This window comes from Collinsella aerofaciens, assembly GCF_001405375.1.
Classification (GTDB): Bacteria; Actinomycetota; Coriobacteriia; order Coriobacteriales; family Coriobacteriaceae; genus Collinsella; species Collinsella aerofaciens_F.
Genome location: NZ_CYYP01000015.1, coordinates 1 through 25,962, shown reverse-complemented (window position 1 = coordinate 25,962; position 25,962 = coordinate 1). Strand labels below are relative to the sequence as shown.

24 protein-coding genes and 1 riboswitch are annotated in these 25,962 nt (G+C 59.1%); of the genes, 8 read left to right on the top strand and 16 right to left on the bottom strand.

The genetic code is table 11. The features are described from left to right. Window positions 1-75: 75 nt before the first annotated feature. Complete coding sequence (locus ARB25_RS08010; protein WP_055287231.1) at window positions 76-1,209, top strand: coiled-coil domain-containing protein; 1,134 nt, start codon at window positions 76-78, stop codon at window positions 1,207-1,209. A 37-nt stretch (window positions 1,210-1,246) separates the two neighbouring features. Here the strand turns inward: ARB25_RS08010 and ARB25_RS08005 are convergent, their stop codons facing one another. From ARB25_RS08005 to ARB25_RS07970, 8 genes are all read right to left on the bottom strand, one after another. Continuing rightward, complete coding sequence (locus ARB25_RS08005) at window positions 1,247-2,623, bottom strand: serine/threonine protein kinase (protein ID WP_055287229.1); 1,377 nt, start codon at window positions 2,621-2,623, stop codon at window positions 1,247-1,249. Window positions 2,624-2,721: 98 nt separating this feature from the next. Continuing rightward, window positions 2,722-3,144 carry a hypothetical protein gene (locus ARB25_RS08000; RefSeq protein WP_055287227.1) on the bottom strand — a complete coding sequence of 141 codons (423 nt, stop codon included), beginning with the start codon at window positions 3,142-3,144 and terminating at the stop codon, window positions 2,722-2,724. Window positions 3,145-3,183: 39 nt separating this feature from the next. Continuing rightward, a complete protein-coding gene (locus ARB25_RS07995) occupies window positions 3,184-3,726 on the bottom strand; it encodes a DUF4352 domain-containing protein (RefSeq protein WP_055287225.1) in 543 nt (180 codons plus the stop codon). A gap of 187 nt (window positions 3,727-3,913) precedes the next feature. Then, window positions 3,914-4,381, bottom strand: coding sequence for a hypothetical protein (locus tag ARB25_RS07990; protein WP_055287223.1), 468 nt, complete (start codon window positions 4,379-4,381; stop codon window positions 3,914-3,916). A gap of 451 nt (window positions 4,382-4,832) precedes the next feature. Further along, entirely contained in the window at window positions 4,833-5,156 is a 324-nt protein-coding gene (locus ARB25_RS07985) for a hypothetical protein (RefSeq protein ID WP_156327713.1), read from the bottom strand. 29 nt (window positions 5,157-5,185) lie between these two features. Continuing rightward, window positions 5,186-5,527 carry a HigA family addiction module antitoxin gene (locus ARB25_RS07980; RefSeq protein ID WP_055287219.1) on the bottom strand — a complete coding sequence of 114 codons (342 nt, stop codon included), beginning with the start codon at window positions 5,525-5,527 and terminating at the stop codon, window positions 5,186-5,188. Then, the gene (locus tag ARB25_RS07975; RefSeq protein WP_055287217.1) at window positions 5,499-5,780 is read right to left on the bottom strand and encodes a type II toxin-antitoxin system RelE/ParE family toxin; all 282 of its coding nucleotides are present in this window, start codon (window positions 5,778-5,780) and stop codon (window positions 5,499-5,501) included. Before ARB25_RS07975 ends, ARB25_RS07980 begins: the two co-directional genes overlap by 29 nt. Window positions 5,781-5,880: 100 nt before the next feature. Continuing rightward, on the bottom strand, window positions 5,881-7,068 hold the full coding sequence (locus ARB25_RS07970) for an N-acetyldiaminopimelate deacetylase (RefSeq protein ID WP_055287216.1): 1,188 nt from the start codon (window positions 7,066-7,068) through the stop codon (window positions 5,881-5,883). Window positions 7,069-7,212: 144 nt separating this feature from the next. Then, a riboswitch (Lysine riboswitch) is annotated at window positions 7,213-7,381 on the top strand. 65 nt (window positions 7,382-7,446) lie between these two features. On the opposite strand from ARB25_RS07970, the gene dapA reads away from it, so the two are divergent. From dapA to dapD, 3 genes are read left to right on the top strand one after another with little or no spacing between them, the layout of a single operon-like run. Further along, window positions 7,447-9,756 (top strand): 4-hydroxy-tetrahydrodipicolinate synthase, encoded by a 2,310-nt coding sequence (dapA, locus tag ARB25_RS10310; protein ID WP_082421932.1) that lies wholly within the window; start codon window positions 7,447-7,449, stop codon window positions 9,754-9,756. Next, window positions 9,749-10,489 carry a 4-hydroxy-tetrahydrodipicolinate reductase gene (gene dapB / locus ARB25_RS07960; RefSeq protein WP_216595137.1) on the top strand — a complete coding sequence of 247 codons (741 nt, stop codon included), beginning with the start codon at window positions 9,749-9,751 and terminating at the stop codon, window positions 10,487-10,489. Before dapA ends, dapB begins: the two co-directional genes overlap by 8 nt. A 39-nt stretch (window positions 10,490-10,528) precedes the next feature. Next, window positions 10,529-11,248, top strand: coding sequence for a 2,3,4,5-tetrahydropyridine-2,6-dicarboxylate N-acetyltransferase (dapD, locus tag ARB25_RS07955; RefSeq protein ID WP_055287214.1), 720 nt, complete (start codon window positions 10,529-10,531; stop codon window positions 11,246-11,248). Window positions 11,249-11,537: 289 nt separating this feature from the next. Here the strand turns inward: dapD and ARB25_RS07950 are convergent, their stop codons facing one another. From ARB25_RS07950 to ARB25_RS07930, 5 genes are all read right to left on the bottom strand, one after another. Then, window positions 11,538-12,542 (bottom strand): nucleoid-associated protein, encoded by a 1,005-nt coding sequence (locus tag ARB25_RS07950; protein ID WP_022094136.1) that lies wholly within the window; start codon window positions 12,540-12,542, stop codon window positions 11,538-11,540. Window positions 12,543-12,652: 110 nt separating this feature from the next. Next, entirely contained in the window at window positions 12,653-13,813 is a 1,161-nt protein-coding gene (locus ARB25_RS07945) for an Mbeg1-like protein (RefSeq protein ID WP_055287212.1), read from the bottom strand. Window positions 13,814-13,939: 126 nt separating this feature from the next. Next, complete coding sequence (locus ARB25_RS07940) at window positions 13,940-14,890, bottom strand: L-lactate dehydrogenase (protein ID WP_022094138.1); 951 nt, start codon at window positions 14,888-14,890, stop codon at window positions 13,940-13,942. Window positions 14,891-15,091: 201 nt separating this feature from the next. Further along, a complete protein-coding gene (locus tag ARB25_RS07935; protein WP_055287210.1) occupies window positions 15,092-16,255 on the bottom strand; it encodes a pyridoxal phosphate-dependent aminotransferase in 1,164 nt (387 codons plus the stop codon). A gap of 118 nt (window positions 16,256-16,373) precedes the next feature. Next, window positions 16,374-18,353 (bottom strand): NAD(+) synthase, encoded by a 1,980-nt coding sequence (locus ARB25_RS07930; protein WP_055287208.1) that lies wholly within the window; start codon window positions 18,351-18,353, stop codon window positions 16,374-16,376. A 203-nt stretch (window positions 18,354-18,556) separates the two neighbouring features. Between ARB25_RS07930 and ARB25_RS07925 the strand changes: the two genes are divergently transcribed. Beyond that, window positions 18,557-19,510: a hypothetical protein gene (locus ARB25_RS07925; RefSeq protein ID WP_055287206.1), complete on the top strand. Its 954-nt coding sequence runs from the start codon at window positions 18,557-18,559 to the stop codon at window positions 19,508-19,510. Window positions 19,511-19,650: 140 nt separating this feature from the next. Continuing rightward, a complete protein-coding gene (locus tag ARB25_RS07920; protein ID WP_055287204.1) occupies window positions 19,651-20,958 on the top strand; it encodes a hypothetical protein in 1,308 nt (435 codons plus the stop codon). A gap of 214 nt (window positions 20,959-21,172) precedes the next feature. Here the strand turns inward: ARB25_RS07920 and ettA are convergent, their stop codons facing one another. The 3 genes from ettA to ARB25_RS07905 form a co-directional block, all read right to left on the bottom strand. Further along, window positions 21,173-22,852, bottom strand: a complete 1,680-nt coding sequence (gene ettA, locus ARB25_RS07915; protein ID WP_055287202.1) for an energy-dependent translational throttle protein EttA — start codon at window positions 22,850-22,852, stop codon at window positions 21,173-21,175. A 184-nt stretch (window positions 22,853-23,036) separates the two neighbouring features. After that, window positions 23,037-23,741: an SdpI family protein gene (locus tag ARB25_RS07910; protein WP_055287200.1), complete on the bottom strand. Its 705-nt coding sequence runs from the start codon at window positions 23,739-23,741 to the stop codon at window positions 23,037-23,039. Then, window positions 23,734-24,012: an autorepressor SdpR family transcription factor gene (locus tag ARB25_RS07905; protein ID WP_022094448.1), complete on the bottom strand. Its 279-nt coding sequence runs from the start codon at window positions 24,010-24,012 to the stop codon at window positions 23,734-23,736. The genes ARB25_RS07910 and ARB25_RS07905 overlap by 8 nt, the downstream gene beginning before the upstream one ends. 179 nt (window positions 24,013-24,191) lie before the next feature. Here ARB25_RS07905 and ARB25_RS07900 point away from each other — a divergent pair, with 179 nt between their 5' ends. Both ARB25_RS07900 and ARB25_RS07895 read left to right on the top strand, forming a co-directional pair. Further along, complete coding sequence (locus tag ARB25_RS07900) at window positions 24,192-24,989, top strand: tRNA threonylcarbamoyladenosine dehydratase (protein WP_055287198.1); 798 nt, start codon at window positions 24,192-24,194, stop codon at window positions 24,987-24,989. A gap of 14 nt (window positions 24,990-25,003) precedes the next feature. Beyond that, a complete protein-coding gene (locus ARB25_RS07895; protein ID WP_070100764.1) occupies window positions 25,004-25,786 on the top strand; it encodes a TatD family hydrolase in 783 nt (260 codons plus the stop codon). Window positions 25,787-25,962: the final 176 nt, after the last annotated feature.

The following is a 25,962-nucleotide window of genomic DNA, read 5'->3' as shown; positions in this document are numbered from 1 at the left end:
GGTTCAAGTTGAGGTCGAAAGCAGTAGTAGAATACCGTTCGAACCATAACCTACGATTGATTGCAGAGGGACTGGATGCAGCATTCGAATCATCGCACCGCAGCGTTCATTGCGTCGAAGCCGGCTCGTATCATCACGAGCGCCGTGCTCGCCGTTGCGCTGACGGCCACGCCGATGCTCTCCCCCGTTGCGGCGTATGCCGCCTCGCAGGCAACGCAGGACCAGCTTTCCGCAGCCCAGCAGAAGATCGAAGCCGCCACGAGCGCCTACAACGACGCCCGCACCAAACTCGATGACCTGCAAAAGCAGATTGACTCCAATGAGGCAAGCATCGAGGAAATCGAGGCCAAGCTTCCCGAGCAGCAGGCCAAGGCAAGCTCCGCCATGCGCGATCTGTACAAGTATCAGAAGGGCACCAATCCCATCGTGAGCTTCCTGGTCAACGCACAGAGCCTGGGTGAGTTCATCACGACCTGCAAATACACCAACCAGATCACGAGCTCGAGCGTCGACGAGATCGAACAGCTCAATAACATGCAAACCGAACTCGAGCAGAACAAGGCTGAGCTCCAGCAGGCCAAGTCTCAGCTTGAGGCAGAGCAGAAAAACGCCGAGGATGCGCTGGCACAGGCCCAGCAGCTCCGCAGCGAGGCACAGGCAAAAGCCGAGCAGGAAAATGCCGCCGAGCTTGCCAAGCTTGAGGCCGATAAGGCCGCTGCCGCCGAGAAGCTCTCGGGCGAGGGCGTAAGCGGCAGCAATTCCAGCAGCCAGGCCACCAACACCAACACCACCATCGACACCACGGTGAACAGCTCCAATACTGGTAGCTCCGATTACGATTCGTTCATTAATGAGTGGACAGGCCGCATCGACAATTATCTCGCCGGCTCCCCCATGGCAGGCCAGGGCTATAACTTTGCCGTCGCCGCTTGGAATACCGGTGTCGACCCCCGTTGGTCCCCCGCCATCGCCTGCATCGAGAGCACCAAGGGTGCTTATTGCGCCAATTCTTACAACGCCTGGGGCTGGAGCGCACGTGGCGGCGGTTGGCGCAGCTTTGGCAGCTGGAGCGAGGGCATCTCCGCTCACGTTGCCTATCTGGGCGCCAACTACGGCTCCACCCTTACCCCGGCAGCGGCCAAAAAGTACTGCCCGCCCACGTGGCAGGACTGGTACAACAAAGTCGCCGCTCAGATGAACCGCATCTAAGTGCAACTGCAAAGGGCCCCAATGGGGTCCTTTTCTTTTAGGTAGCGGAGGTATCGACGACGCCGGTCGCATTGGCAACCGCGACTATGACAATCATGCATAGGAGCAGCACACCCAATGCCTTGAGCCAGAGTTTCGCGAGTTTCTTGCCGCGATAGCTGTCGAGCAGTGCGAATCGCCGACGAAGACGGCGCTTATCGAGCAGTGCGAAATGCATAAGCACCATAAGGCCATCGACAAAGAAAAAATACTCGATTATGAGAAGCCACGTCGGGTAGCTTTGGTTTGCTCCGGTGGGGTGAAAGACGGCAAAGTGACTTCCGGCAAAGAACACAAGCAGCGAGAAGCAGACGAGCGTATTCCAAATGCGGCCCAGAGACTCCGGAACGCGAGAGAGCAGGCCGCATGCAGCGGAGGCGGCAGGGCCAGGAGGCCCTGCGGGGTTCTGGAGCCCTTGGGGCGTCAACACCGTCTCCGAGGCCGGAGTTCGGACAGGCGGCGCAGGAGGCCGCACGGGGCGACTCAGATCGTATGCCGCGCGCGTCGCCCGTCCCAACGCTTCCGCACTCGCAAAACGCTTGGCCGGGTCGAGCGCCATCGACATGCAGACGGCATCGGCAAGTGGAGTGGGAATGCCGCGCGCCTCGCATTGCTCGCGCATGTCGAGCCCTGGCTTAGGGTCGACTCCCGTCAAGCAGAAGAACAACAGGGCGCCAAGTGCGTAGACGTCGCTTCGCACGCTCGTCTGCCCAAACCCATACTGCTCGGGCGGCGCATAGGGTCGCGTGCCAAACTTGACGGTGTCGGCATCGGCGCCATCGTGCCATACGCGCGCGATCCCCAGGTCGATAATCACCAGCGATGAAAACGTCAGGCCGTCATCAGGCGTATAGTTGGCACCTGTCACGATGATATTCGACGGCTTGAGGTCACGATGGATCACCGGCGCCGACGTCTCCCCCGCCATTGCAAAACCGGCATGGAGCTCGCCCACGGCGTCGCAAAGGACAGGATACAATTCACGCGCATAATCGGGGGTGGCTCCCAGACGGTCCACCAGCGCCCCGAGCGTCTCCCCTTCGATGTATTCCATAACCACGTTGAGCTCGTCGCCCACACGACGACAATCGACGATTCTGGGCAGGTGCTCAAAACGCCTGCCTGCCCGCTGAACGGCAAACAGACGCTCGTATGCCCCGCCGATTTGAGCCGAAGCATCGATGCGTTTACGGACAAAGGGGCCGAGCGAGCCACCGCCGGTTCCTTCAAAGTACACGAGCTCGCTTGTTTCAACGGTCGAGCGCTTAAGTACACGCTCCACGCGATAGCTGTCGTCGCAATCGAGCGACGCCAGGTGCTCGGCAAGTGCTGCGGTCAGCTCGTCATCGGAATATGTTGGGGTCTGAGTATCCATAGCCTCCATCATAGCGCAGGGCGCAGACACCCCATGGCATCCGCGCCCCGTTCGTTTGCATCGTTGTTCGGCAGCTCCGCCGGCTCAGATATCAGCCGCTAACTCACCGTCTCCTCGCCAAAGCGATACAGCTCCTCGTTGACCTTTTGGAGGCTGCACCCGCGATCGATGCAAAAGATGATAATCGCATCGCGGCGGTCCTTGCAGTTAAGGACGCTTACCCCGGCAGCCGTCAGCGCACGGTTAGTCTCTTTGAGCGTCAGCGCCATCGCAAAGGCAATCTGCAGCACCTTATTGCGGCTCGGATGCCGCGCACCGGTAAAAATCTGATAGCCAAAGGTCTCATTGAGATCGGCCATACGAACCACGCGCGAGCGCTCCAAGCCCTTTTCCTGCAGTAGCTGCTTCAGGTAGTTCGAAAGCGACGGGGCGGCAAAGTCGTGTTCTTTGATATAGTCATCGATGTTTGGCGCGTCGAGAAGCTCATTGAGTAACTCGTCAGTCAGCTTTTTATCGGGCATACGGCATCACCTCCCATACGGCGCAACGGTAGCGACATGCTAGGCCAACACCCAGCTTGCAGTGGCAGACTTATCAAACATGTTGGCAAAATACAGTGCCTTCTTGATATCGCCATCAAAGTAGATATTGCCCGCCACTGAGCCACCAGCGGCAAGGGTACCAGACTGCAGCTCATCGGAGCCCTCGCTGTAGTAACCCTGATTCTGCTGAGCGCCGTTGGCGTCCTCGCCCTTCCAGTCGTAGATGTTGTAATCTGCGCCCTCATCACCATTGTTGACGTACGTGACGTGAATGCCCGTCATGGTCGAACCGTCATAATTTGTGAGGCCAGGCTGGACGGAATCGACAACGACGGAAAGACCGGCAGCCGTGGTCACCGTCGCACCAACCGCCAGGTCAGTCGTAGACTGTTCTTCCTTCTTCGTCTCTTCCTTCTTGTCGCCATCGCCAGCGTCCTCCGTGACGGTCGCTTTATCGCTACCACAACCGGCAAGAAGACCGGCAGTCCCCAGGGCGACGGTGGCAAATGCGCCAAGTGCAGCGCGACGGCTCAGCAGCACTTCGTTTTCGAACTTTTTCATTATGCATCCTTCCTACGATCCGGCTACCGCGCCGGCACACAGCACATCGTAGGAAGGATTAAACTTGAATTCATTAGATGAGAGCTAAGGCTGCCATATAAAAGAGCATGAAGCGCGTGTCCATCGCCGATGACACCTCAAGGCTTGCCAACATCGTTCTTAATTTTATAAACTGGAATTGTTACACTTAAAAAAGCGGAATTTCACCGTCATAGTTTTCTGCTTTTTCCAATAGCGGTCCTTTAGCTCCCATCGTAAACGCGATGTCGCTACTGCGGATAGAGAGCAGCTCCATTCCGGGTCCCACCTTCAAAAAGTCCATCATTTTCTTCGTAAGAAGAATTTGCCCCTCCTGTGAAATCTCTATCCAGCAGTAGGAACGCCCCTTGTATTTAATAAATTCGCCAGAACCTGCTGAGTAGTCAAGCAACGATGGAGTATCGTCCAAAATGTGACCAAGCTTTGACGGATGCAAAAGGCCTTTCCGGGTGACGCAGAAGCCACCGGTAATCTTACTTCCGGTAAAAAGATATACTTTTCCTTCATCTGCAATGCGATATTCTTCCATTGCCTGCGGCGGAATCCGCAATGTACCATCCGTCCGAATGAGTGATTTCCCGAAAATAAATTTTCCTCCCTTATTCATTTGTGGCATAAAAACACCTCCTGAAATTCCGATTTTCCAACAATACAAGCAGGAAATAATTTATCATCTGTATTTTTTCTTTTTCTTGTGAGTCGAACCCAAGCAAAGAAATGAAGAACCAAGACATAACCATGCTATAGCCATAGAACTTTCATTTCCACTCGTAAAGCCAATAGCTGACGCTATGAAAAACAGAGCTGATGCAATGTAAAAGATCGAGCAAGCCTACAAACTCGAGCGGGAAATGGCCCTGGTCAGGCGCGACGTTGACGCGCTTTTGCGATGAGCTGGCATGGGGGCTGGCGATCGCGACCTGTATCCCTGTGTTGCTGGCGGCGGCGCTCTCACGCCAAACGCTTGCACATTCGGATTGCTACACAACGAATGAAACATATTGATGTGGGGCACTGTTCATTCAGAGTCCACCCCCTCGCCTCATCCTCAAAAGGCTCGTCGAAGCCTACCCCACCGTGACGGATTCCCCGGTAAAGGTGCTCACAAGCAACAGGATAAAGAAGGCCAAATAGCTGATGCTCAGCAGGTAGGCGATGACCAAAAAGGCAATCCATCCAACATTGGTCTTACCGTCGGCACGGCGTTGCTCGCGATTGCGGTAGAGCCAAATCGTCACGCCAATGGCCACAATCAGCAACACGAGTGCCGCTGCCGCCAACCCGGCAAGCGCAAACATCACGCCAATGCTCACAGCAATAACCGGGAGCAGCAGCAAGCCGCACCCGCACCCACCAGGACTATACACGGCGGTCTGTCGGCGTCGCCCCATCGTCACTCCAACCTCAACATCTTTGAACACTACAATGCGATAGCCTGCTGGACAGGAACGATCTTATCCAGTTCCGGTTCGATGTGCCTCTTCTCCGCCTCGAGATCAAACGCTATCTGGGCGCGCAGCCAATAACCATCCGTCAGGCCAAAGTAGCGGCAAAGGCGAAGGTCGGTGTCGGCCGTCACACGACGCCTTCCCAAGATAATCTGCCCAATGCGTTGAGCCGGAATCCCGGTCTCCTTAGCAAGGCGATATTGAGAAATGCCCATAGGGACAAGAAATTCCTCTTTGAGAAGCTCACCAGGAGTCACCGGCGGCAGCAAATCGGACGCAGTCTCATCACTTGTGATAATCGACGATTTCGACATTCCAAGCCATCCCCTGTCTCCACTCAAAACAGACCCGATAGCGCTCATTGACACGGATACTATATTGACCGGCGCGATCGCCCTTCAACGCTTCAAGACGATTGCCTGGCGGAACGCGAAGATCATCAAGCGAAGCGCAGATCTGCAGTTGTCGAATCTTCCTCAAGGCGACCCGCTCAAAAGGAATGAACTTCCTAATCCGCATACCCATTGCAAAGCGTTCAGTGTCTTCATCTTTATATGATGCAATCATAGTATCGCCTTACGTTAATAACGTCAAACGTTTCTATAGACTTACATCTCTATTATACCGTACATCTGTTCGTGTTTTCTAGAACAACCGTCTACGTCAACTAACCAAGCAAAAGCAATCGTTTGTAGACATCGAGGCCCTTGAGTAGGATTTCCTCGTCAAAGAGCATGGTATCAGTATGCAGGGCACTTGTGGCATAGGCAGGGCAGCCCTCGGCGTCGCGCGGATTATCCTGACTGGCAGGAACGCCCGTGCCCAGCAGGAAAAACACGCCCGGCAGATGACGCTGGTAAAAGGCGAAATCCTCGGCAATCAACAGCGGCTCGTCCACGAGCTGTAACTCGGGCAGAGCAGACGCGATTCGGGCAAATAACTCAGGGTCGTTGTCAACCGGCGGATAGCCCTCGGCAAAGTCGAGATCGTACGTGCAGCCCGTTGCGGCACAGGCATCGTCCAGCACGCGGCGCACGCCTTCGCGCGCCCGGTCGAACATGTCGTCCGTAAACACACGCAGGCTTCCGGCCACATGGGCCTCCCCCGCCACCGCGTTGCAAACCGTACCGGCCTGCAGCAGACCAAACTTACCGATACAGGGCTCGTCGGTGCCCAGCTCGTCCATCAGCTCGCGCTCGGCAACCAAAAACTTCGCTGCCGCCAACGCGGCATCGTGCGACTCCCCAACCGGCACACCATAGGTCTTAGCGATGTGGATGCTCGTACCGTGAATATGGATATGCGTCTCACTCGAACGCGCCAGCAGCGGACCGGGGCAGCTCGCCAACGTGCCGGCGGGCAGATCGGGCCACACATGAAAGCCAAAAATGCGGTCGGCCCCGTAGCGCTCAAACACGTCGCTCTCGCATACCGTCTTGGCACCACCGGTCGTTTCCTCGGCCGGCTGGAATACAAAGAGAACGTTGCGCCTCATGGCGCCCGGCTGCTCGCGAATCGTACGGTCGACATACGTCGCGGCGGCAAGCGCCATGGCCATGTGTCCGTCATGTCCGCAAGCGTGCATCTTGCCGGGATGGGTCGAGGCGAACGCTGCCCCTGTTGCCTCGGCAATGGGCAGCGCATCCATATCGGCGCGAATCGCCGTGGCATACGCGGCATCAACGCCGGCGTCGAAGAAAGCGCAGACGCAGCTGGGGCACGGATGGGTCACTTCGCAGGCGAGCGGTGCCAGCACGCCCTCGATATAGGCGATGGTTTGCGGAAGATCGAAATCGAGCTCCGGAATGCGATGGAGATCGCGGCGATAGCGACGGAGTTCTTGGAGCTCGGTCATAGAGGATCCCTTCGTGAGGCACATCTGTTGCAACTTATTGTGATACAGGATTGTGGCGCACATGTTTCCAGCATATCCCTGCATTTTTTAAACGTTATATACGAATACTCTTGTTTGGTAAAGTGCAACGTGATAGGGTCTTTACCACTTGATAGAGGCGCGGGCACGAAGAACCGCGGGCGAGCCAGCAGGCTTTGACCCCGTGGGGAGGCGAAACCCGCCGAACTGGGTTTTTCGGGCACGAACAACCTGGTGGGCCTGTGGGAAACACCCACAGGACTGTCTGCAGCAATGCGGGAGCGCTATCCGGACATTGGGTCCACGCTATGCGGATTCGATGCGCAGATGGCGCCGTCTGGATAGCGAGGTTTACGGGACATGGCATTGACCCCCAACGAGGCATATGCGGCCAAGCAGCCGTTTGTGGACAAGGAGACACTCGAGCATATCGTCGAGCAGTTCCCCACGCCGTTTCATCTATACGACGAGGCGGGCATCCGCCGCAACATGCAAGAAGTGCGCGACGCCTTTGCATGGAACCCGGGCTTTAAGGAATACTTTGCCGTCAAGGCCAACCCCAACCCGGCGCTCATCTCCATTCTCAACGAATACGGCTGCGGCTGCGATTGCTCGAGCTATACCGAGCTCATGATCGCCCGCTCGCTGGGTATCACGGGACACGACATCATGTTCTCGTCCAACGATACGCCGGCTGCCGACTTTGAGCTCGCCGACAAGCTGGGTGCCATCGTCAACTTTGACGACATCAGCCACATCGAGTTCTTTGAGCGTGTTGCGGGGCCCATCCCCAAAACGGTCAGCTGCCGCTTTAATCCAGGCGGTCTGTTCCAGCTCTCCAACGGCATCATGGACAACCCAGGCGACTCCAAATATGGCATGACCACCGAGCAGCTCTTCGAGTCCTTCCGCATGCTCAAAGCCAAGGGCGCCGAGGACTTTGGCATCCACGCATTCCTTGCCAGCAACACCGTCACCAACGACTACTACCCCAAGCTCGCGCGTATCCTCTTTGAGCTTGCCGTACGCCTGGAGCGCGAGACCGGCGCACACGTCGCCTTCATCAATCTGTCCGGCGGCGTCGGCATCCCCTACCTGCCCGAGCAGCAGGCCAACGACATTCGCGCCATCGGCGAGGGAGTACACGCGGCATACGACGAGACCCTGGTTCCCGCCGGCATGGGCGATGTGGCCATCTGCACTGAGATGGGCCGCTTTATGATGGGCCCCTACGGCTGCCTGGTCACCAAGGCTATCCACGAGAAGCAGATCTACAAGGACTATATCGGTGTCGATGCAAGCGCCGTCGATTTGATTCGCCCTGCCATGTATGGCGCCTACCACCACATTACGGTGATGGGTCAGCCGGGCGGCGCCGACAAGGCCACAGCGCCCGTCACGAACACCTATGACATCACGGGCAACCTATGCGAGAACAACGACAAGTTCGCTATCGATCGCGAGCTGCCGCATATCGACATGGGTGACCTGCTTGTAATCCACGATACCGGTGCGCATGGCTACTCCATGGGCTACAACTACAACGGACGGCTGCGCTCGGCCGAGGTCCTGCTGCGCCCCGATGGCGCGGCCGACCTCATCCGCCGCGCCGAGCGCCCGGGCGATTACTTTGCCACGCTCGACGTGCTGCCGTGCGGCCGCGAGCTGCTGGCCAAGTCGCGCGCCGAAAGTGCCCGCCGTCGCGCCCAAGACGAGCGTCTGGCAGTCGCAGCTCAATGGAACAAACGCATCCAGATCGCGGAGGCGAAGGAGAAGAACATGGATATCCGCAACCTCGAGGGCTCAATCGTCGCCCTTGTCACGCCGTTTAAAAAGGACGGCAGCGTCGACTTTGACGCGCTCGAGCGCCTTATCGATTTCCACTTGCAAAATGGCACCGACGCCATCCTCACCCTGGGCACCACCGGTGAGAGTGCCACGATGACCGACGACGAGGACAACTCCGTCGTCGCCGCCGTGGTCAAGCATGTTGCAGGACGCGTCCCCGTCATCGCCGGCTCGGGCTCCAACTCCACGCAGACCATGCTCACCAAGTCGCTTACTTACCAGGGCTTGGGAGCCGACGGCCTGCTGCTCATTACCCCCTACTACAACAAGTCCAACGAAGAGGGTATCTATCAGCACTTTAAGACCGTCGCCGATGCCGTTGACATCCCCTGCATCCTGTACAACATCCCCGGCCGCTGCGGCTGCGGTATCAGCGAGCGCAACGTAGAGCGCCTAGCCGCGCACCCCAACATCATGGGCATCAAGGAGGCCTCGGGCAACGTCGCCTACGCGGCCAAGATCGCCCACCTGCTGTCCGATGACTTCCGCATGTACTCGGGCGAGGATGCACTCACAGTGCCGCTCATGAGCCTGGGCGCTTCGGGCACCATCAGCGTGTGGGCCGACGTGCAGCCGCAGCTCGTACATGACATGTGCCGCGCCTATTTGGACGGTGACGTGGCACGTGCCCGCGATATCCAGATTGCCGGCCAGCCGCTCATCAATGCCCTCTTTAGCGAGGTCAACCCCATCCCCGTCAAAGAGGCGCTCGCTCAGATGGGTATGATCGAGGCAAACTACCGCATGCCGCTGTGCCCCATGGCAGACGACACGCGCTCTGCACTTACCGATGCCCTGAAGGGAGCTGGTCTGCTTGATTAAGACCGTCATTATGGGAACGGGCCGCATGGGCTCGCTCATCCGCACCACCGCCGAGGGCATTGTCAACACCGCTGGAGAGCCCGTTTTTGACATCGTCGCCCAGATCGGCTTCGACTTGTCCGAGCTCGAGAGCGCACCGGCCGCCGATGTAATCATCGACTTCTCGAACGTCGTGACCTTCGATGCCGTTGTCGCCTATGTCGAGCGCACGGGTGCCGCACTCGTTTCCGGCACCACGGGCTATACGCCCGAGCAGGTGGATCGCCTGCGCGAGCTGGGTCAGAACGCCCGTGTTATGCACTCGGGCAACTACTCTATCGGTATCGCCGCCCTGCGCCATCTGGTTGCCCAGGCCACGCGCGAGCTGCCCGGCTTTGACTGCGAAATCGTCGAGACGCACCATAATCAAAAGGTCGACGCCCCCAGCGGCACTGCCAAGTTGTTGCTCGACGCCGTCGTCGAAGCCGAGCCCGAGGCAGGCTACCACCCCGTCTATGGCCGCGAGGGCATGTGCGGCGCGCGCGACCCCAAGGAGATCGGCATGCACTCGCTGCGCGGCGGCACCGTCGCCGGCGTGCACGAGGTAAGCTTTTTCGGCCAGGACGAGGAGGTCACGCTCACGCACCGCGCCACGAGCCGTCAGATCTTCGTCAACGGCGCCCTGGCAGCCGCGCAGAAGCTCGTCACCCGCGAGCCTGGCTTCTATACGTTCGACCAGGTCATGTTTGCCTAACCAGGTATCAACCGGATCCACTCAAAGGAGAGACAGCAAATGAGTAATGCAGCCGAGATGGACGCACAGGAGATTATCAACTACATCGCAACCGCGCCCAAGAAAACGCCCGTCAAACTGTACGTGCGCGAAAAGCCGGGCATGAAGGTCCAGTGGGGCAAAGCGCACGTCTACGGCGGTCGTCGTGGCAAGACCGTCTTTGGTGACTGGGATGAGCTCAAGGCAATCCTCGACGCCAACGCCGACTCCATCGACTACTACGACGTAGAGAACGACTGCCGCAACTCCGCCGTGCCCATGCTCGACCTCAAGGGTATCAACGCCCGCATCGAGCCGGGCGCGATCATCCGCGACCGTGTCGAGATTGGCGATCGCGCCGTCATCATGATGGGCGCCATCATCAACATCGGCTCCGTCATTGGCGAAGGCTCCATGATCGACATGGGCGCTGTGCTGGGCGGCCGCGCCACCGTGGGCAAGAACTGCCACATCGGCGCCGGCACCGTGCTGGCAGGCGTCGTGGAGCCCGCCAGTGCCACGCCCGTCATCATCGAGGACGACGTTATGATCGGCGCCAATGCCGTGGTCCTGGAGGGCGTGCACGTAGGCAAGGGCGCTGTCGTTGCCGCCGGCGCCGTGTGCGTCGAGGACGTCCCCGCCGGTGCCGTCGTGGCCGGTGTCCCCGCCCGCGTCATCAAGATGCGCGACGAGAAGACCGACAGCAAGACCGGCCTGGAAGAGGGCTTACGTCAACTCTAGGGCTGCGCAGTTTTACCAAACCGCGTAACTAGTCGACGCTGCACCTTTGGTTCCGTCGTTCTAACGAACGACGGATCTCTCGACGCTGCAAACGCCCCTAAGCGGCAATCTGACGTTCAATCGTCGGTCGCGTACCGAAGTACGCTTCCCTCCTCTTTCACGTCACCTTGCTCGCCTAGGGGCGTTTTCGCTGACTTATGCTCAGTCTGCAACTCAATTCAGCTCCAAGCAAAAAGGCCGAAGTCCCGAAGGGTTTCGGCCTTTGCTTTGTCTGAAGTTCAAGCGCAGTTTATCGATTCTCAATTGACCCGATATTTTTGAGCTCGATGGAAATGAGGCCGTTGGGCTCGTTGACGAACTCAATGTACTCGGAGTTCGAACCCATCTCGGCCGGGAAGCTGATCTCGATACCCGTGTCGGTACGGATCTTGTGATTGCGCACGGCCGCGCGTTCGACCTGCTTGCGCTCCACGGGCACACGCTCAGGCACCTTCTCCTCGGTCAGTGCCGCGCGCACGCTCTCCTTGATGACCGGCTCGTCCTCAAAGACCTCGTCGACGATATCCCAAGGCGGCAGTTCCTCGTCATCCTCGACCTTCTCGGCAACAGCAGCCTTAACCTTGGCGAGCGCTACGGCCGTATTGGCACCGTGCTCCTCGGCGACTTCCTCGACCACACGCGTCACGGTGTCGATGACCTCCTTGCCCGATACGCCCGTGTCGCACTGCAGCAGGCCATCGGGGATAAGCATACGGTCCTCGCCGGCGATCTTGCGTTTCTTGTCCACATAGCCGATCTCCATGGTGCTTGCACGCACGATTGCATAGCTCGGCACCTTTTGCGAAGGGTTCGGCAGAATGGCGTAGTGGCGCGCAATGTCGTTGCGTACCTCGCCCTCTTCGCGACCTACCTCGTGCATAAAAGCCTGCTTGGAGCCCAACAGCATCACGGCAAACCAGCGGGCATCCTCATCGTCATCAAAGTCCGCCACAAGCACGTCAGTGGACTCGGCTTTCTCGGCCTTGGTAAGTTCGGAAGAGATGAACTCCGCAATCTGCTGAGACAGGTCCACGAACTCACGCTCACCAAAGAAATAGCCCTTGAGCTCGCCGCCGAATGCGGAGTTCTCGGCAAACGTGGCGCGTTTATTGTCGGCCGAGGTGCGTGCGCGGCGCAGATGCGTGGTCACGAAGTTGCGCACGGTACGGCTCTCGATATCGAGCTCTCGCTGGCTCATGACGTTGACGGCAGAGTCAAAGTCCAGGATATGCAGAATCGCGTGATTGATTTTCATATACGGCATTCCGTTCTAGATCGATTTCGGCACGAATCAGTATAGCGGTCGAGCCCGCCCCAGGCGCTTCGAAGATTGGTGCATCGGGGACAGGTTGCTTGCACCAATGGTTAGCGCAGGAGCTCGGACTGCCAAGCCTCGAGCTGTTCTGCCAAACTCTTGCCGGCAGCGGGCACGTCGATCTGGGGTCGTTTGGGCAGCAGCGCACACTTAAGAATCGCAACGATGGTCTGCGAGACAAAGCGTCGTGTATCCTCGTCAAAGCCTTGCGCAGCCTGGAGCATCACGGGCAGGCTCTCGCGCAGATTCCCAGCGATATCCGCAAACCGCTCAGCACCCGTAGCCTCAAACACGGAGAACAACGCATCTACAAAACGCTCGCGTTCGCTAGGCGACACTGCAAGCAGCATCTCACGAATGGAACCATCAACGTATCGAGCACCGGCAGACAGGCGCTCACAGTACACGAAGTCGCAACCATCAACCACCCAGCTAAAGGGATTGTGCTGCAGCAGGATGAACTCGGTGCTCTCAACGATGGCATAGTCCTCCTGTGTCTCGAACATCATGCCGAAGATCGACGACCGAGGTAGCGTCTTGTCGATTCGACCGGAAAGATCGGCAAAGGCGTTGCCGTTCAGAAACTCTTCGACGAAGCCCGGGCCATCATGGGAATACGCCCGTTCGATTCGTTCACGGGCAACATCGGAGCACATCGCTGCACCGTACACCGCAAGGTTTCCACCCTTGGAATGACCCCCGCACAAAAGCGGCCCGCCAATCGCATCCGCCGCCTCGTCCACATAACGAGCCGCGGATTCCTGGGCCGGCACAGGACACCGGAACGCCATGTTAAAGTCTTCTTTCCAGCCCACAATCGTACTATCGGTCCCCCGGAAGGAAAGATAACTAAACCCCGCCGGAAACCGGAACGCCATGGCTGCAAACTGCTCCGTCGCCACCATATCGCTCACAGCACGATAGCCGCAAACGTGCACGCCACGGTAGCGAGGACTTGCTGCCACGGCCTCCAACAAGGCCCTGCTCCCCTCTGGATCCCACAAGTCGTCAATCATGTCCCGATAGCACTCGGCACGCAGCAGCTCGCGTACGTCTAGGCCCTGCCAGTTCGTCAGCTCCGCCATATCACCCGGCAAACGCAAATAGGACAACCACGCAAAGACCAGGCTGTCCACCGCGCAGAACGGCCGCTCCTCAAACGGATCAAACGCCGTCTGAGCATAGGTCAAAAAATTAGGCGAATCCGACATGGCCCTCCCATCAACTATGGTGTATTGGGATGGTGCATTGGGGTCAGGTTACTTTGCACCAAAAGGCGCCCGGGCCGTGTGGACCCGGACGCCTTCATTGTAGCTTTTCGCTCTAGCGAGCTTGATTTAGCAGGAGAAATCGACGCTGTCGATGATGTCCTTGAGGGCCTTGGCGGAGACGGTGAGCTCATGCTGCTCGTCATCGTTCAGCGGCACGGGGACGCGGCAGACAACGCCGTCGCGGCCAACGACGGTCGGCATGGAGATGGCAAGATCGGACAGGCCATACTCGCCCACCATGAGCGAGGAGACAGGCAGAACGGTCTGCTCATCGCGCATAACGGCGGTGCAGATGCGCTTGACGGCCATGGCGACGCCATAGTAGGTGGCGTGCTTCTTCTCGATGATGGTGTAGGCGGAGTTCTTGACGTCCTCAGCGATGCGCTTCTCGGCAGCCTCATGCTCCAGGTGGCCGTGAAGCTCACAGAAGGTGTTCAGCGGAACGCCGGCAACCTGAGCGCTGGACCAAGCGACAAACTCGGAGTCACCGTGCTCGCCCATGACATAGGCCTGGACATCGCGCGGGTCAACCTCGACGTGGGCACCAAGCATCTGCTGCAGGCGGCCGGTGTCGAGCACGGTGCCGGAACCGATGACGTGGCCCTCGGGCAGGCCGGACATCTTGATGGCGGCGTAGGTCAGAACATCGACCGGGTTGGAGACGATTAGCAGAATGCCGTCGAAGCCGGACTTCTTAATCTCGGGAATAATGGACTTGAAGATGCTGACGTTCTTGTTGACCAGGTCCAGGCGGGTCTCACCGGGCTTCTGGGCAGCGCCAGCGGTGACGACGATCATGGCGGCGTCGGCGACATCGGAATAATCGCCGGCGTAGATCTTCATCGGCTCGGCAAACGTCATGCCGTGCGCGATATCCAGGGCCTCACCCTCGGCACGGTTCTTGTCCACGTCGATGAGGACCATCTCGGAGAACAGACCACTCTGCATCAGTGCGAACGCCGAAGACGAACCGACGAAACCGCAGCCGACAATAGCGACCTTCTTCTCGTTAACCATTAGAAACTCCCATCTCTCTCCACAAACAAGCCGCCCGGGAACGACCCGAGCGGCTTGTCGTAATCCCAATACATCCAATCGGGACTTTGATTATGCTCCTATTCGCAGCCAAAAATCGACCGTTTACCGAAATTGTTTGCAGTATTCGTAAAATAACTGCACGAAATCGGTTTCGAGCTATTGACGAGTCGAAATAGCTTTCTAATACAGGCCCGCCTCGCGAATGGCCTCGACAGCCAAAGCGATCTGATCGGGCGGCAGGACCAGTGCCATACGCACGTGTCCCTCGCCCGAAGGGCCAAAGCTCGCGCCCGGCGTCACCACAACGCCGGCCTTCTCCATAAGCTCCTCGCAAAACGCCATAGAATCGGTGCGACCACCGGGAAGCTTGGCCCACACAAACATAGAGCCATGCGCGTTGGGACGCTCCCAGCCCAGGCCCTCAAGACCGTCGCACAGGGCATCGCGGCGCTCCTGGTACTTCAGACGCTGCGCCTCGACCTCATCGCGCGGACCGTTCAGGCAGACGATGGCAGCCTTCTGAATCGGGAAGAACATACCGAAGTCGATCTGGCCGCGCAGCTTGGCGAAGGCCGAGACCACATCCTCGCGACCGACCAAAAAGCCGATACGCGCACCGGTGACGTTAAACGACTTGGAGAGCGAGAAGAACTCAACGCCCACCTCGAGCGCGCCGGGATACTGCAAGAAGCTGCCGCCCGGCTCGCCGTCGAACACGATGTCGGAGTATGCGTTGTCGTGAACGATGAGCAGGTCGTGCTCGCGGGCGAAAGTGATGATCTCCTCGTAGATCTCGGGCGTGCCCACCGAGCCGACCGGGTTCGCGGGCAGCGACACGATCATATACTTGGCACGATCGGCCACCTCGGGATCGATACCCGCCACATAGGGCAGGTAATTATGCTCGGCAACCAGCGGATAGTATTCGAGCTTGGCATCGGCGATCTTGGCACCCGCCTCAAAGACCGGGTAGCACGGATCGGGAACCAGAATGGTGTCACCCGGATCGAGCAGGGCCAGGCCCAAATGGCCCACGCCCTCCTGCGTGCCGTTGCACGACTGCACCATAGACGGCGTAATGCCCGAAACGCCAAAGCGACGCTCATAGTAATCGCACACGGCTTGCTTGAGTTCGGGCAGGTCGCGCAGGGCATACTTCCACATCTCGGGATCTTGGGCTGCCTGCGTGAGCGCCTCGACCACGTGGTCGTACGGCTTAAAGTCGGGCGTGCCCACGCTCATGTTGTAAATGGTCTTGCCCTGAGCCTTCAGCGCGAGAAGCTTGTTGTTGAGCGAGGCGAAGACCTCCGCGCCAAAGCGGTCGAGACGCTGCGATGCCTGCATGGTGCCACCTTTCGATATGAAAAACGCGGCGCTCCGACAAGAGCGCCGCGCGATACGGGCCATCAGATTGCAAAAGTGTAACGCTTGCAACCCCCGTATTGGTTCAATTTAGCCAACCTTAGTCAACTGGATTGAGCGCGTCGATCTGCGCAAGCCACAGACGCGAGCTAGCGTCACTCGGCATACGCCAATCGCCGCGCGGGCTGAGCGTCACCGAGCCCACCTTGGGACCATCGGGCAGGCAGCTGCGCTTAAACTGCTGGGCAAAGAAGCGACGGTAGAACGTACGTAGCCATGTGCGGACGGTCTTGGCGTCGTAGACGCCCTCGAAGCTCTTGAGCGCCATGCGGTAGATCTTGCCCGGCTCAAAGCCAAAACGCAGCAGGTAGTAGAGGAAGTAGTCATGCAGCTCGTACGGGCCCACCAAATCCTCGGTCTTCTGCGCAATCTCGCCGTCGCCCGTGGGCGGCAGAAGCTCGGGGGACACCGGCGTATCGAGGATATCGAGCAAGACCTCGGCAATGCGCCCGCCAAAGACATCGGCGGCATAGCGCACCAGATGGCGCACAAGTGTCTTGGGCACGCTCGCGTTGACGGCGTACATGCTCATGTGGTCGCCGTTATAGGTAGCCCAGCCGAGCGCCAGCTCCGACAGGTCGCCCGTGCCAATGACAAAACCGCCGGCTTGGTTGGCCAAATCCATGAGAATCTGCGTGCGCTCGCGCGCCTGGCTGTTCTCGTAGGTCACGTCCTGGACGGTCGGGTCGTGCTCGATGTCCTTGAAGTGCTGCTCCACAGCCGCGTGGATCGAAACCTCGCGGAAGCTCACACCCAGGTCGCGAGCGAGCGACTCGGCATTCGACTTGGTGCGATGCGTCGTGCCGAAGCCGGGCATGGACACGGCTGTGATACCAGTGCGCGGCAGCCCCAGCGCATCGAAGGCACGCACGGTCACAAGCAGCGCCAGCGTGGAATCGAGACCGCCCGAAAGGCCGATAACGGCCGCCTTGGTGCCCGTATGGGCAAGGCGGGTCTTGAGGCCCGCGGTCTGCAGGTCGAGGATGGTCTCGCAGCGCTCAGCCAGGTCACCATGGTCGGCAGGCACGAAGGGCGCGCGGGGGAAGACACGGTCTATGCCGAGCGCATCGCGCTGGACAGGCTCTTCGGCGAGCGAGCCCTCAAACGAGAACTCGACGGTCACGGCCTCCGGCGCATCGTCCGCGCGCGTCCATGTCGTCGAGCGACGGCGCTCAGCAACCAGGCGGTCAAGGTCAACGTCGGCGATGGCCATATCGCAGGTAAGCAGTTTGGTCGCGGCGAGCTTGGAGCCGTTTTCGTAGACGAGGTTCTCGCCCGCAAAGACCATGTCGGTCGTGGACTCGCCCTCGCTCGCGTCCGCGTAGGCATAGGCGCAATACAGGCGCGCGCTCTGGTTGGAAATGAGGCTGCGGCGGTAATCCGCCTTACCGATAATCTCGTCCGAAGCCGACGGATTGAGGATCACCGTCGCACCGGCAAGCGCCATCTCGGTCGAAGGCGGCGCCGGTACCCACAGGTCCTCGCAAACCTCAACGCCCAGCACCATATCCTCGGCACCCTCATCACAGCAGCGGTAGACAAGCTCCGAACCCAGCGGAACCGGACCCTGACCGGCAAATTCAACCCACACGGGATCCGCAGGCGACGGAGCAAACCAGCGACGCTCATAGAACTCGCCATAGTTGGGCAGATACTTCTTAGCCGTAAGACCCAAAAGCTCACCCGCACAGCACACGGCGGCGCAGTTGTAGATGTTTTCAGCCACCGCAACGGGCAAGCCAACGGTAAAGACGATCGGCAGCTCACGGGTTTCATCGAGGATGTGCACCAGCGCTGCTTCGCAGGCATGCAGCAGCGTGCGGTTATGGAACAGATCGGCCGCGGTATAGCCGGTCAGGTTAAGCTCGGGCAGTACCAGCGCGCGAACGCCACGCTCGGTAGCCTCGCGAACAGCCGCCAGCGCCACCTCGGCATTGCCCTCGACATCGGCCACACGCATCTTGGGCGAGGCCGCCGCCACACGCAAAAAGCCATCAGACTGAGAAAGGTGAAGATTCATAAGAATGCTCCCGTGCGTAAACGCTATTCAACACAATTAGCAAGCCCTATTGTAGTTCAACCGCCGGGTGGAACCGCATCCCACCAACTTGGTGAGCAATTGATGAGTTGATGGTATCTGTTAAATGTCACGTACGATTCACATCTGGTGGGTACCCTGATGGCTACACGAAACGAAGCAGATTTACACCGGGAGGACCCCGTATGACAACCAAGTACACCGACGCGCCACGCACGCGCGTCATGACGCCGGCATCGCTCAACAACGGCGTGCACGAGAACCATTCCATCGGACAGACCATGGCCATCGCGCCCAAAAAGGGCCTGTTTGACGACATTTCCATTCCCCAGATCATCGCCGGCGCCGCAGCTGCCGCCACGAGTGTGGCGCTTGCTTCAAAGATCGGCATTGCCGGCTCGGTGATTGGTGCCGCTGTGAGCTCAGTCATCACTGTTGTGTCCTCGCAGGTCTATCGCCACTTTATCTCCGCCAGCGCCGAAGCAATCAAGGGCACGCATGCCGCTGTCGACTACCCTGCCGGCGCCTACGAGCCCGTTGAGCCCGATGTCGAGGAGCACCTAGGTGGCGCCGCGACCACGCAGGAGATGCGCCAAGTTGCGGGACGCGCGACCACGGCGCGCGTCGCCCCCAACAGCCTGCGCGCCAAGGCGGCGGCAGAGCGCAGCCAGACGCAAAAGAAGGTCATCGTCTTCTCGATCGCTATCGCCATCGTCGCGGTCATCGCCTGCGCCGGCGCCATCCTTATCACCACTGCCGGTGAGGGTCTGGGCGAGCGTCCCAAGCCAATCCTGTCGTCGCGCACGACCGAGAGCGATGCAAATGGCAACACCCAGTCGCAGGATCAGCAGGCACAGACGGACGATACGCAAGACAGTTCTACCTCTGCCAATTCGTCCTCGAACGCCCAAAACCAATCGCAGGGCACCGATTCCTCTACGGCCAACAGTGGCACGCCGTCCGGCACGACCGACTCAAGCCAAACGACTGACGGTTCACAGCCGAACACGGGAGGCCAGACGAGCGACACCACGTCGGGAACGGGCACGGCAGACAGTAACAACACCAACAGCTCGAGCGGAACCGCTTCCGGCACGGCATCTGACAACTCGAGCCAAGGCACGGCATCGGGCAACTAAGCACGTTTGCCTCTCATAGATAACCGACCTGTACAACGGGCGCGAATCGAAAGCGGTTCGCGCCCGTTTGCCTTGGGCGCCGCCATGGCGAACGCCATGCGATGGTAAGATGCTTTACATGTGTAAAGAGGAGATTTGCCATGAGCAAGACAATAATTAGGCCCACGCTTTCGCTGGGCAACCACATCTATCTGTATCGCCTGCTGCGCGATGCGATTGGATGTGGCAAGCAAACGTTTATGACGCAGGTCGAGGAGGCGCTCGCCGCTGGCGACATGACCGCTTATGACCTGGGCTTTGAGTCCACACGCGAGTTGCTCGAGGAACTCGACGACTGCATTAAGCTGACCGTCTTTAAAGGCGGCCGCCTGTATGCCACGGTCATCGCCAACGAGGCCTGGGATGCTGCGCTTGCCAAGGGCGAGGACAAGCCCAAGACCGCCAAGGGCGCCAAGCAGTCCTACAAAAAGAAAAAGCGCGGTGAGAAGGACCTCAAGGCCGTGCGCCCCAAGCACGTTAAGCGTCCCGAGCCCGAAGCCATGGTTGAAGCCGCGCCGGAACCCGAGCCCGAGACAGAGATCGAAGTCGCTATTGAGGTAACGGCAGAAGCCGAAACCGAAATCGCCGCCACGACCGATCCCAAAGTCATATCCGAGCAGGAAGCCACTGTGGAGCTCAACGAAGCGCCCAAGTCGACAACCGAAGAAGCCGCTGACCAACCCGAGCCGCCTGCGTTCCAAAACAGCGATGTCTTTGGCGACGAGGCCGAGGACGATCAGTCCGACGACCCCACAGATCAAGACGCTACCGAGTCGGCGCCGGAACCCGAGACGCCGCAGCCCGCCATCTCGCTCACGGTCGTCTATGACCCCGAGAATGCCAATGCCGGCATCACCACCATGGCATCCACGCCCATCGAGGCAAAGTCGAGCGTCGAGAATGAGAGCGCGACGCAGGTTGAGGTTGAAACTGAAGCTGCAGACGCGCCCGTCACCGTGAAGCCCGCAGATTCCACAATCAAGCCGAAGACGACGCTGGAGTTCGCACCCGTCATCGAATCCGTGCCCGCCTCTGCTTGCGACCAAATTCCCGCACCGGCACCGGCTTCGGTACTCGCAGAGGCCCCAACCCCCGCACCCGTAGCGCCCGCCATCCCCGAGGACTTCCCCGTCGATTTCGCAACCGAGGTCTTCTGCCCCGGCCCGCTTCTGCACCAGCTGTCGACCTATCTCCCCTACGGCGCCGATACCCTCGGCATTGTCGGCGAGTACTACTGGATCGCCCGCGAGCGCGGTACCATCGAGGCCGCGCGAAACCGCGCAAGCTTCCCCCTGCGCTACACGCAGGCCGGCGAGCGCCGCGAGGTTGCCGTGCGCATCCGCCGCAATACCACCGGTGGCCTCGGATCCACCTGGGCCATCGATAAAGTCGAAGAACCCGAGCAGTAACGACAAACGACTCAAATCCAAATCAGGATTTGAGCCGTTTTTATTTGTTGATGTTGCGTAACCAACAGCGAGCGGGCCGCAAGTGCCCCAGGTTGCCGTGAAAGAGGAGCGACGCGTACTTCGGTACGCGAGCGACGGCTTAAACGGCAAGATGGGCTGCTTGCGACCCGCGCAGCGTCGAGCAGTTACGCGGTTTGGAAAACCGCGTAACGATCTAGTCGCGCGTCAGCTTACGGTGGATACGATGCGGCTGGGCTGCGTCCTCGCCAAGGCGCTCGATGCGGTTGGCCTGATAGGCCTCGAAGTTGCCCTCAAACCAATACCAGTTGCCCGGATTCTCGTCGGTGCCCTCCCACGCTAGAATGTGCGTGGCGACGCGGTCCAGGAACATACGGTCGTGGCTAATGACCACCGAGCAGCCCGGGAACTCGAGCAGCGCCGCTTCGAGCGAGGACAGCGTCTCGACGTCGAGGTCATTCGTGGGCTCGTCGAGAAGCAGCAGGTTGCCGCCCTGCTTGAGCGTAAGCGCCAAGTTCAGACGGTTGCGCTCGCCACCGGAGAGTACGCCGGCGCGCTTCTGCTGGTCCTGGCCTTTAAAGCCAAAGCTCGCCACATAAGCACGGCTCGGAACCTCGGTCTCACCGACCATCATGTGGTCCAGGCCATCCGAGACGACCTCCCACAGGTTCTTATCGGGGTCGATGCCGGAACGGTTCTGATCGACATAGGAGATCTTGACGGTCTCGCCCACCTCGAGCTCGCCCGAAGTCAGCGGCTCCAGGCCCACGATGGTCTTGAACAGCGTGGTTTTGCCCACACCGTTGGGGCCGATGACACCCACGATACCGTTGCGCGGCAGGGTGAACGATAGGTCGTCGATGAGCACACGGCCATCGAACTCCTTGTGCAGGTGATGAGCCTCGAGCACCTTGTTGCCCAGACGCGGGCCCACGGGGATGCGGATGTCGGTCCAGTCGAGCTTCTGGCTTGCGCGGGCCTCGGCCTCCATCTCCTCGTAACGAGCCAGACGGGCCTTGTTCTTGGCCTGGCGAGCCTTGGGCGAGCTGCGTACCCACTCGAGCTCGGCCTCCATGCGCTTGGCGAGCTTGGCGTCGCGGTTGCCCTGCGCCTCGATACGGGCGGCCTTGGTCTCCAGATACGTGGAGTAGTTGCCCTTGTAGGGATAAAGGTGACCGCGGTCTACCTCGCAGATCCACTCGGCAACGTTATCCAGGAAGTAGCGATCGTGCGTGACGGCAAGCACCGCGCCCTGGTAGTTGTGCAGGAAGTGCTCGAGCCACAGGATCGATTCGGCGTCCAGGTGGTTCGTGGGCTCGTCGAGCAGCAGCAGGTCGGGAGCCTCGAGCAGCAGCTTGCACAGGGCCACGCGACGGCGCTCGCCGCCGGAAAGCACGTTGACCGGCGTGTCGGAATCGGGCAGCTGCAGGGCGTCCATGGCCTGGCCGAGCTTGGAATCGATATCCCAGCCGTCGGCGGCGTCGATCTCGTCCTGGAGCTTGCCCATCTCGGCCATGAGGGCGTCCATGTCGCAATCCGGGTCGCACATCTCCTCGCCGATCTTGTTGAAGCGATCGACCTTGGCAATCATGTCGCCAAACGCCATGCGCACGTTCTCGATGACGGTCTTGTCATCGTCGAGCGGCGGCTCCTGCTGCAGGATGCCCACGGTGTAGCCGGGAGTGAGCCTGGCATCGCCGTTGGAGACCTCCTCGATGCCGGCCATAATCTTGAGCAGGGTCGACTTGCCCATACCGTTGGGGCCCACGACGCCGATCTTGGCACCGGGGTAGAAGCTCAGGGTCACGTCGTCAAGGATCACCTTGTCGCCATGGGCCTTGCGAGCCTGATACATCTGGTAGATAAACTCTGCCATTTGCCTGTTCTATCCTTTCTACCTGCTGTTTCCCTATTCTTGATTCGCTTTAGTGGAAACGAAATGAGGGAACCAGCTCTGAAACGTAACGAAAAAGGGGCATGGTTGCCCACACCCCCTAATACTACCTGGGAAAAGTCCCCCGGAACATACCATGAACTGCGTACGCTAGTTTTCCGCAACCTTAACGAGCGGCTCGCTGCGATTTGCGCCACAACAGATACGAGTAGACGTAAACGGCTCCAACCGAACCAAACGCCAGAGCCGCAATCACCGCGGCGACGACTTCACTCGAAAGCACGCTGCCTGCCACGCCCATCACAATCAGGCCAATACCCAGCACCATAAAGCAGGCGCCGCCAAAACGCTGCGTACGGCGCCAGTTCTCGGGATCGGCAAGCGCCCAAGGTGTCTTGATACCGAGCGTATAGTTCTGCTTCACACGCGGCAAGTAGTTGCCTACGCCGATGAACAGCAAACCGACAACACCGGAAATCAGCACGTTAACCGAACCGACCGCCGGCACCACGCCCCAGACCGTAAGCTCTCCCAGCCAGCTTACGGCACACATGAACAAGGTAAAGGCGATTACGAAGCCCTGATAGAACTTGCCCGAGGTTCGATATGCCTCACCTTTGGGATCGATGCGCGGCACCACGCGGAACATCGCGAGAAGCGCCAGCGGCAACGCGCCGAGCGCCGATGCCATCCAGCTAGGACCCCAACCGTCGACAGCGCCGTTCGCGCCCCAGTGCGTGGGAATCTGCGCAGGCAAGCTCGGCATCACCCAGAGATGCGCGGCAACATTAATAGCGCAGACCACAACAAGCATGGCCCACGCGCGCGACGATACCCCCGTGGCGTGAATGCCCTTGTTTTCGTTATTCATCCTTATCACCTTCCGTGTTTGTAAAGCCCATAAACCAACCGATCAAGTCCTGCATGACGGTGGTGTTTAAGCTGTAAACGATGTTTTGGCCATGACGTTCGTCGGTCACCAACCCGGCGTTTTTGAGCGTCGCCAAGTGATGGCTCAGCGACGGCTTACTGATATCGAAATGCTCGGCAAGCTCCCCCGCCGTGCAATTGCCCTCGCGCAGCAACTCCAAAATGCGCCGTCGCGTTGGATCGGCAAGCGCCTTAAAACCCTCTCCCGGCATAAGACCCCCTCTCATCATCTCTCATGACGCGCACACTATACTCGATATTTAGATGTTTGTCTAACTATCTAATCGCAATGCTTCAAACCACATCAAAGCAAACGCCATCGCAACCTATGGGCGATTACCTATAATGGCGATAGCTAAAACACGACCTGCTTCCCCATCGGAGGATATTTATGACCGAAACCACAGCCGCAACTCCCATCGAGACACGCGACACCAAGCTCGAGATTATCATGGGCCGCGAGGCACTCGATAAGCTCGCCGATGCTACGGTGCTAGTGCTCGGCTGCGGAGGCGTGGGCTCCAACTGCTGCGAGGCACTCGCCCGCGGCGGCATCGGTCATTTCGTCATTCTGGATAAGGACATCATCGCGCCCAGCAATATCAATCGCCAGGCCATCGCCTTTCACAGCACCGTCGGCAAGCGCAAAGTCGACGTCATGGAGGCTATGATTCACGACATCAACCCTACCGCTACCGTCATCAAGCGCACCGAATACCTGCTGAGCGACAACATCGATGATTTCTTCGCGAGCGTTTTGGAGCAGACGGACGGCAAGCTCGACTACGTCGTCGACGCCATCGACACCATCTCGGCCAAGCTCACCATTGCCAAATATGCTCAGGACCACGACATTCGTTTGGTTAGCTCCATGGGCGGGGCCAACAAGCTCCATCCCGAGTGCCTCCGCTTTGCCGACATTTTCGATACGGTACGTGACCCCATGAGCCGCATCATGCGCAAAGAATGTAAGAAGCGCGGAATCAAGAGTCTGCACGTGCTGTTTAGCTGCGAGGAATCGGTTAAGACCCAACCCCGCGACCCGTCCAACATCCACGAGCGTACCGAGTTGGGTACCGCCAGCTTTATGCCGCCCATCATGGGTCAGATGATTGCCGGCGAGGTTATCCGCCAGATCAGCGGGCGCGGCACCGAGCGCGTACGCGCCGATGGCCAGCGCCTGGACTAGCGGAGCGCGCCGAGATGGAGCCCCGGTTATTTGATGCACACTGCCATCTTGATTTGATGACTTACCCGAATGCTGTTGCCGACGAAACTGCGGCTAAAGGGCTGGGGATCTTTGATTGCGGGGTCGACCCACGCGACTTCACGGCAGCAAAAAAGCGGGGCAGCCGCTACCCAAACATCATCGCGGGCGTCGGCCTCCACCCCTGGTGGCTCGCCGACGGCCGCTGCGGTCCTGCCGAAGTCGATCTGCTTTGCGAAGTTGCTGCCCAAGAACGCTACATCGGCGAAGTCGGACTCGACTTTTCCGCGCGCTTTGCCGAAAGCGAACCGCTACAAATACAGGCATTTGACCGGCTCTGCGACACACTCGTGCAGCGTTCTCTTGCCGGGCGCGTGATATCAATTCACGCCGTTCGTTCGGCAGGAACCGTACTGGACATCCTCGAATCGCATGGACTACTCATCCCAAACCCCGACTCCCCCGTTATCATCTTCCACTGGTTTAGCGGTACTTCGGACGAACTCGCCCGCGCGCGAAACGCAGGCTGCTATTTTTCCGTGAACGAGCGTATGCTCGCCACCAAGCGCGGTCGCGAATACGCCCGACAGATCCCACTCGATCATTTGCTGCTCGAGACCGATGCGCCGACCGAGCCAAACACAGAAACGAGCACGCAGTCGCTCATCAGATCGCTCGCATGGACCTCGGAACGCATCGCCTCACTCAAAAACTGTGACGCAAAGCACATCGAGTCGGAGGTTTTGGCAAATTCACGCTCTGTTTTTGGCCTTCGCTAACCCCTGTGTGCAAATAATGCCAAATATGAGTACTGTTAGCGAAATGATTACATTACTTTGAGCTTTACAACCGCCAGAATAGGTAATGTCGAGAAAGTTGGTGTAGCGCCCGATCCGAAGTGAGTCGGCCCGGCGTCCTGGAATCTGGAATACGGTTGATATCCTATGCCGCCTCG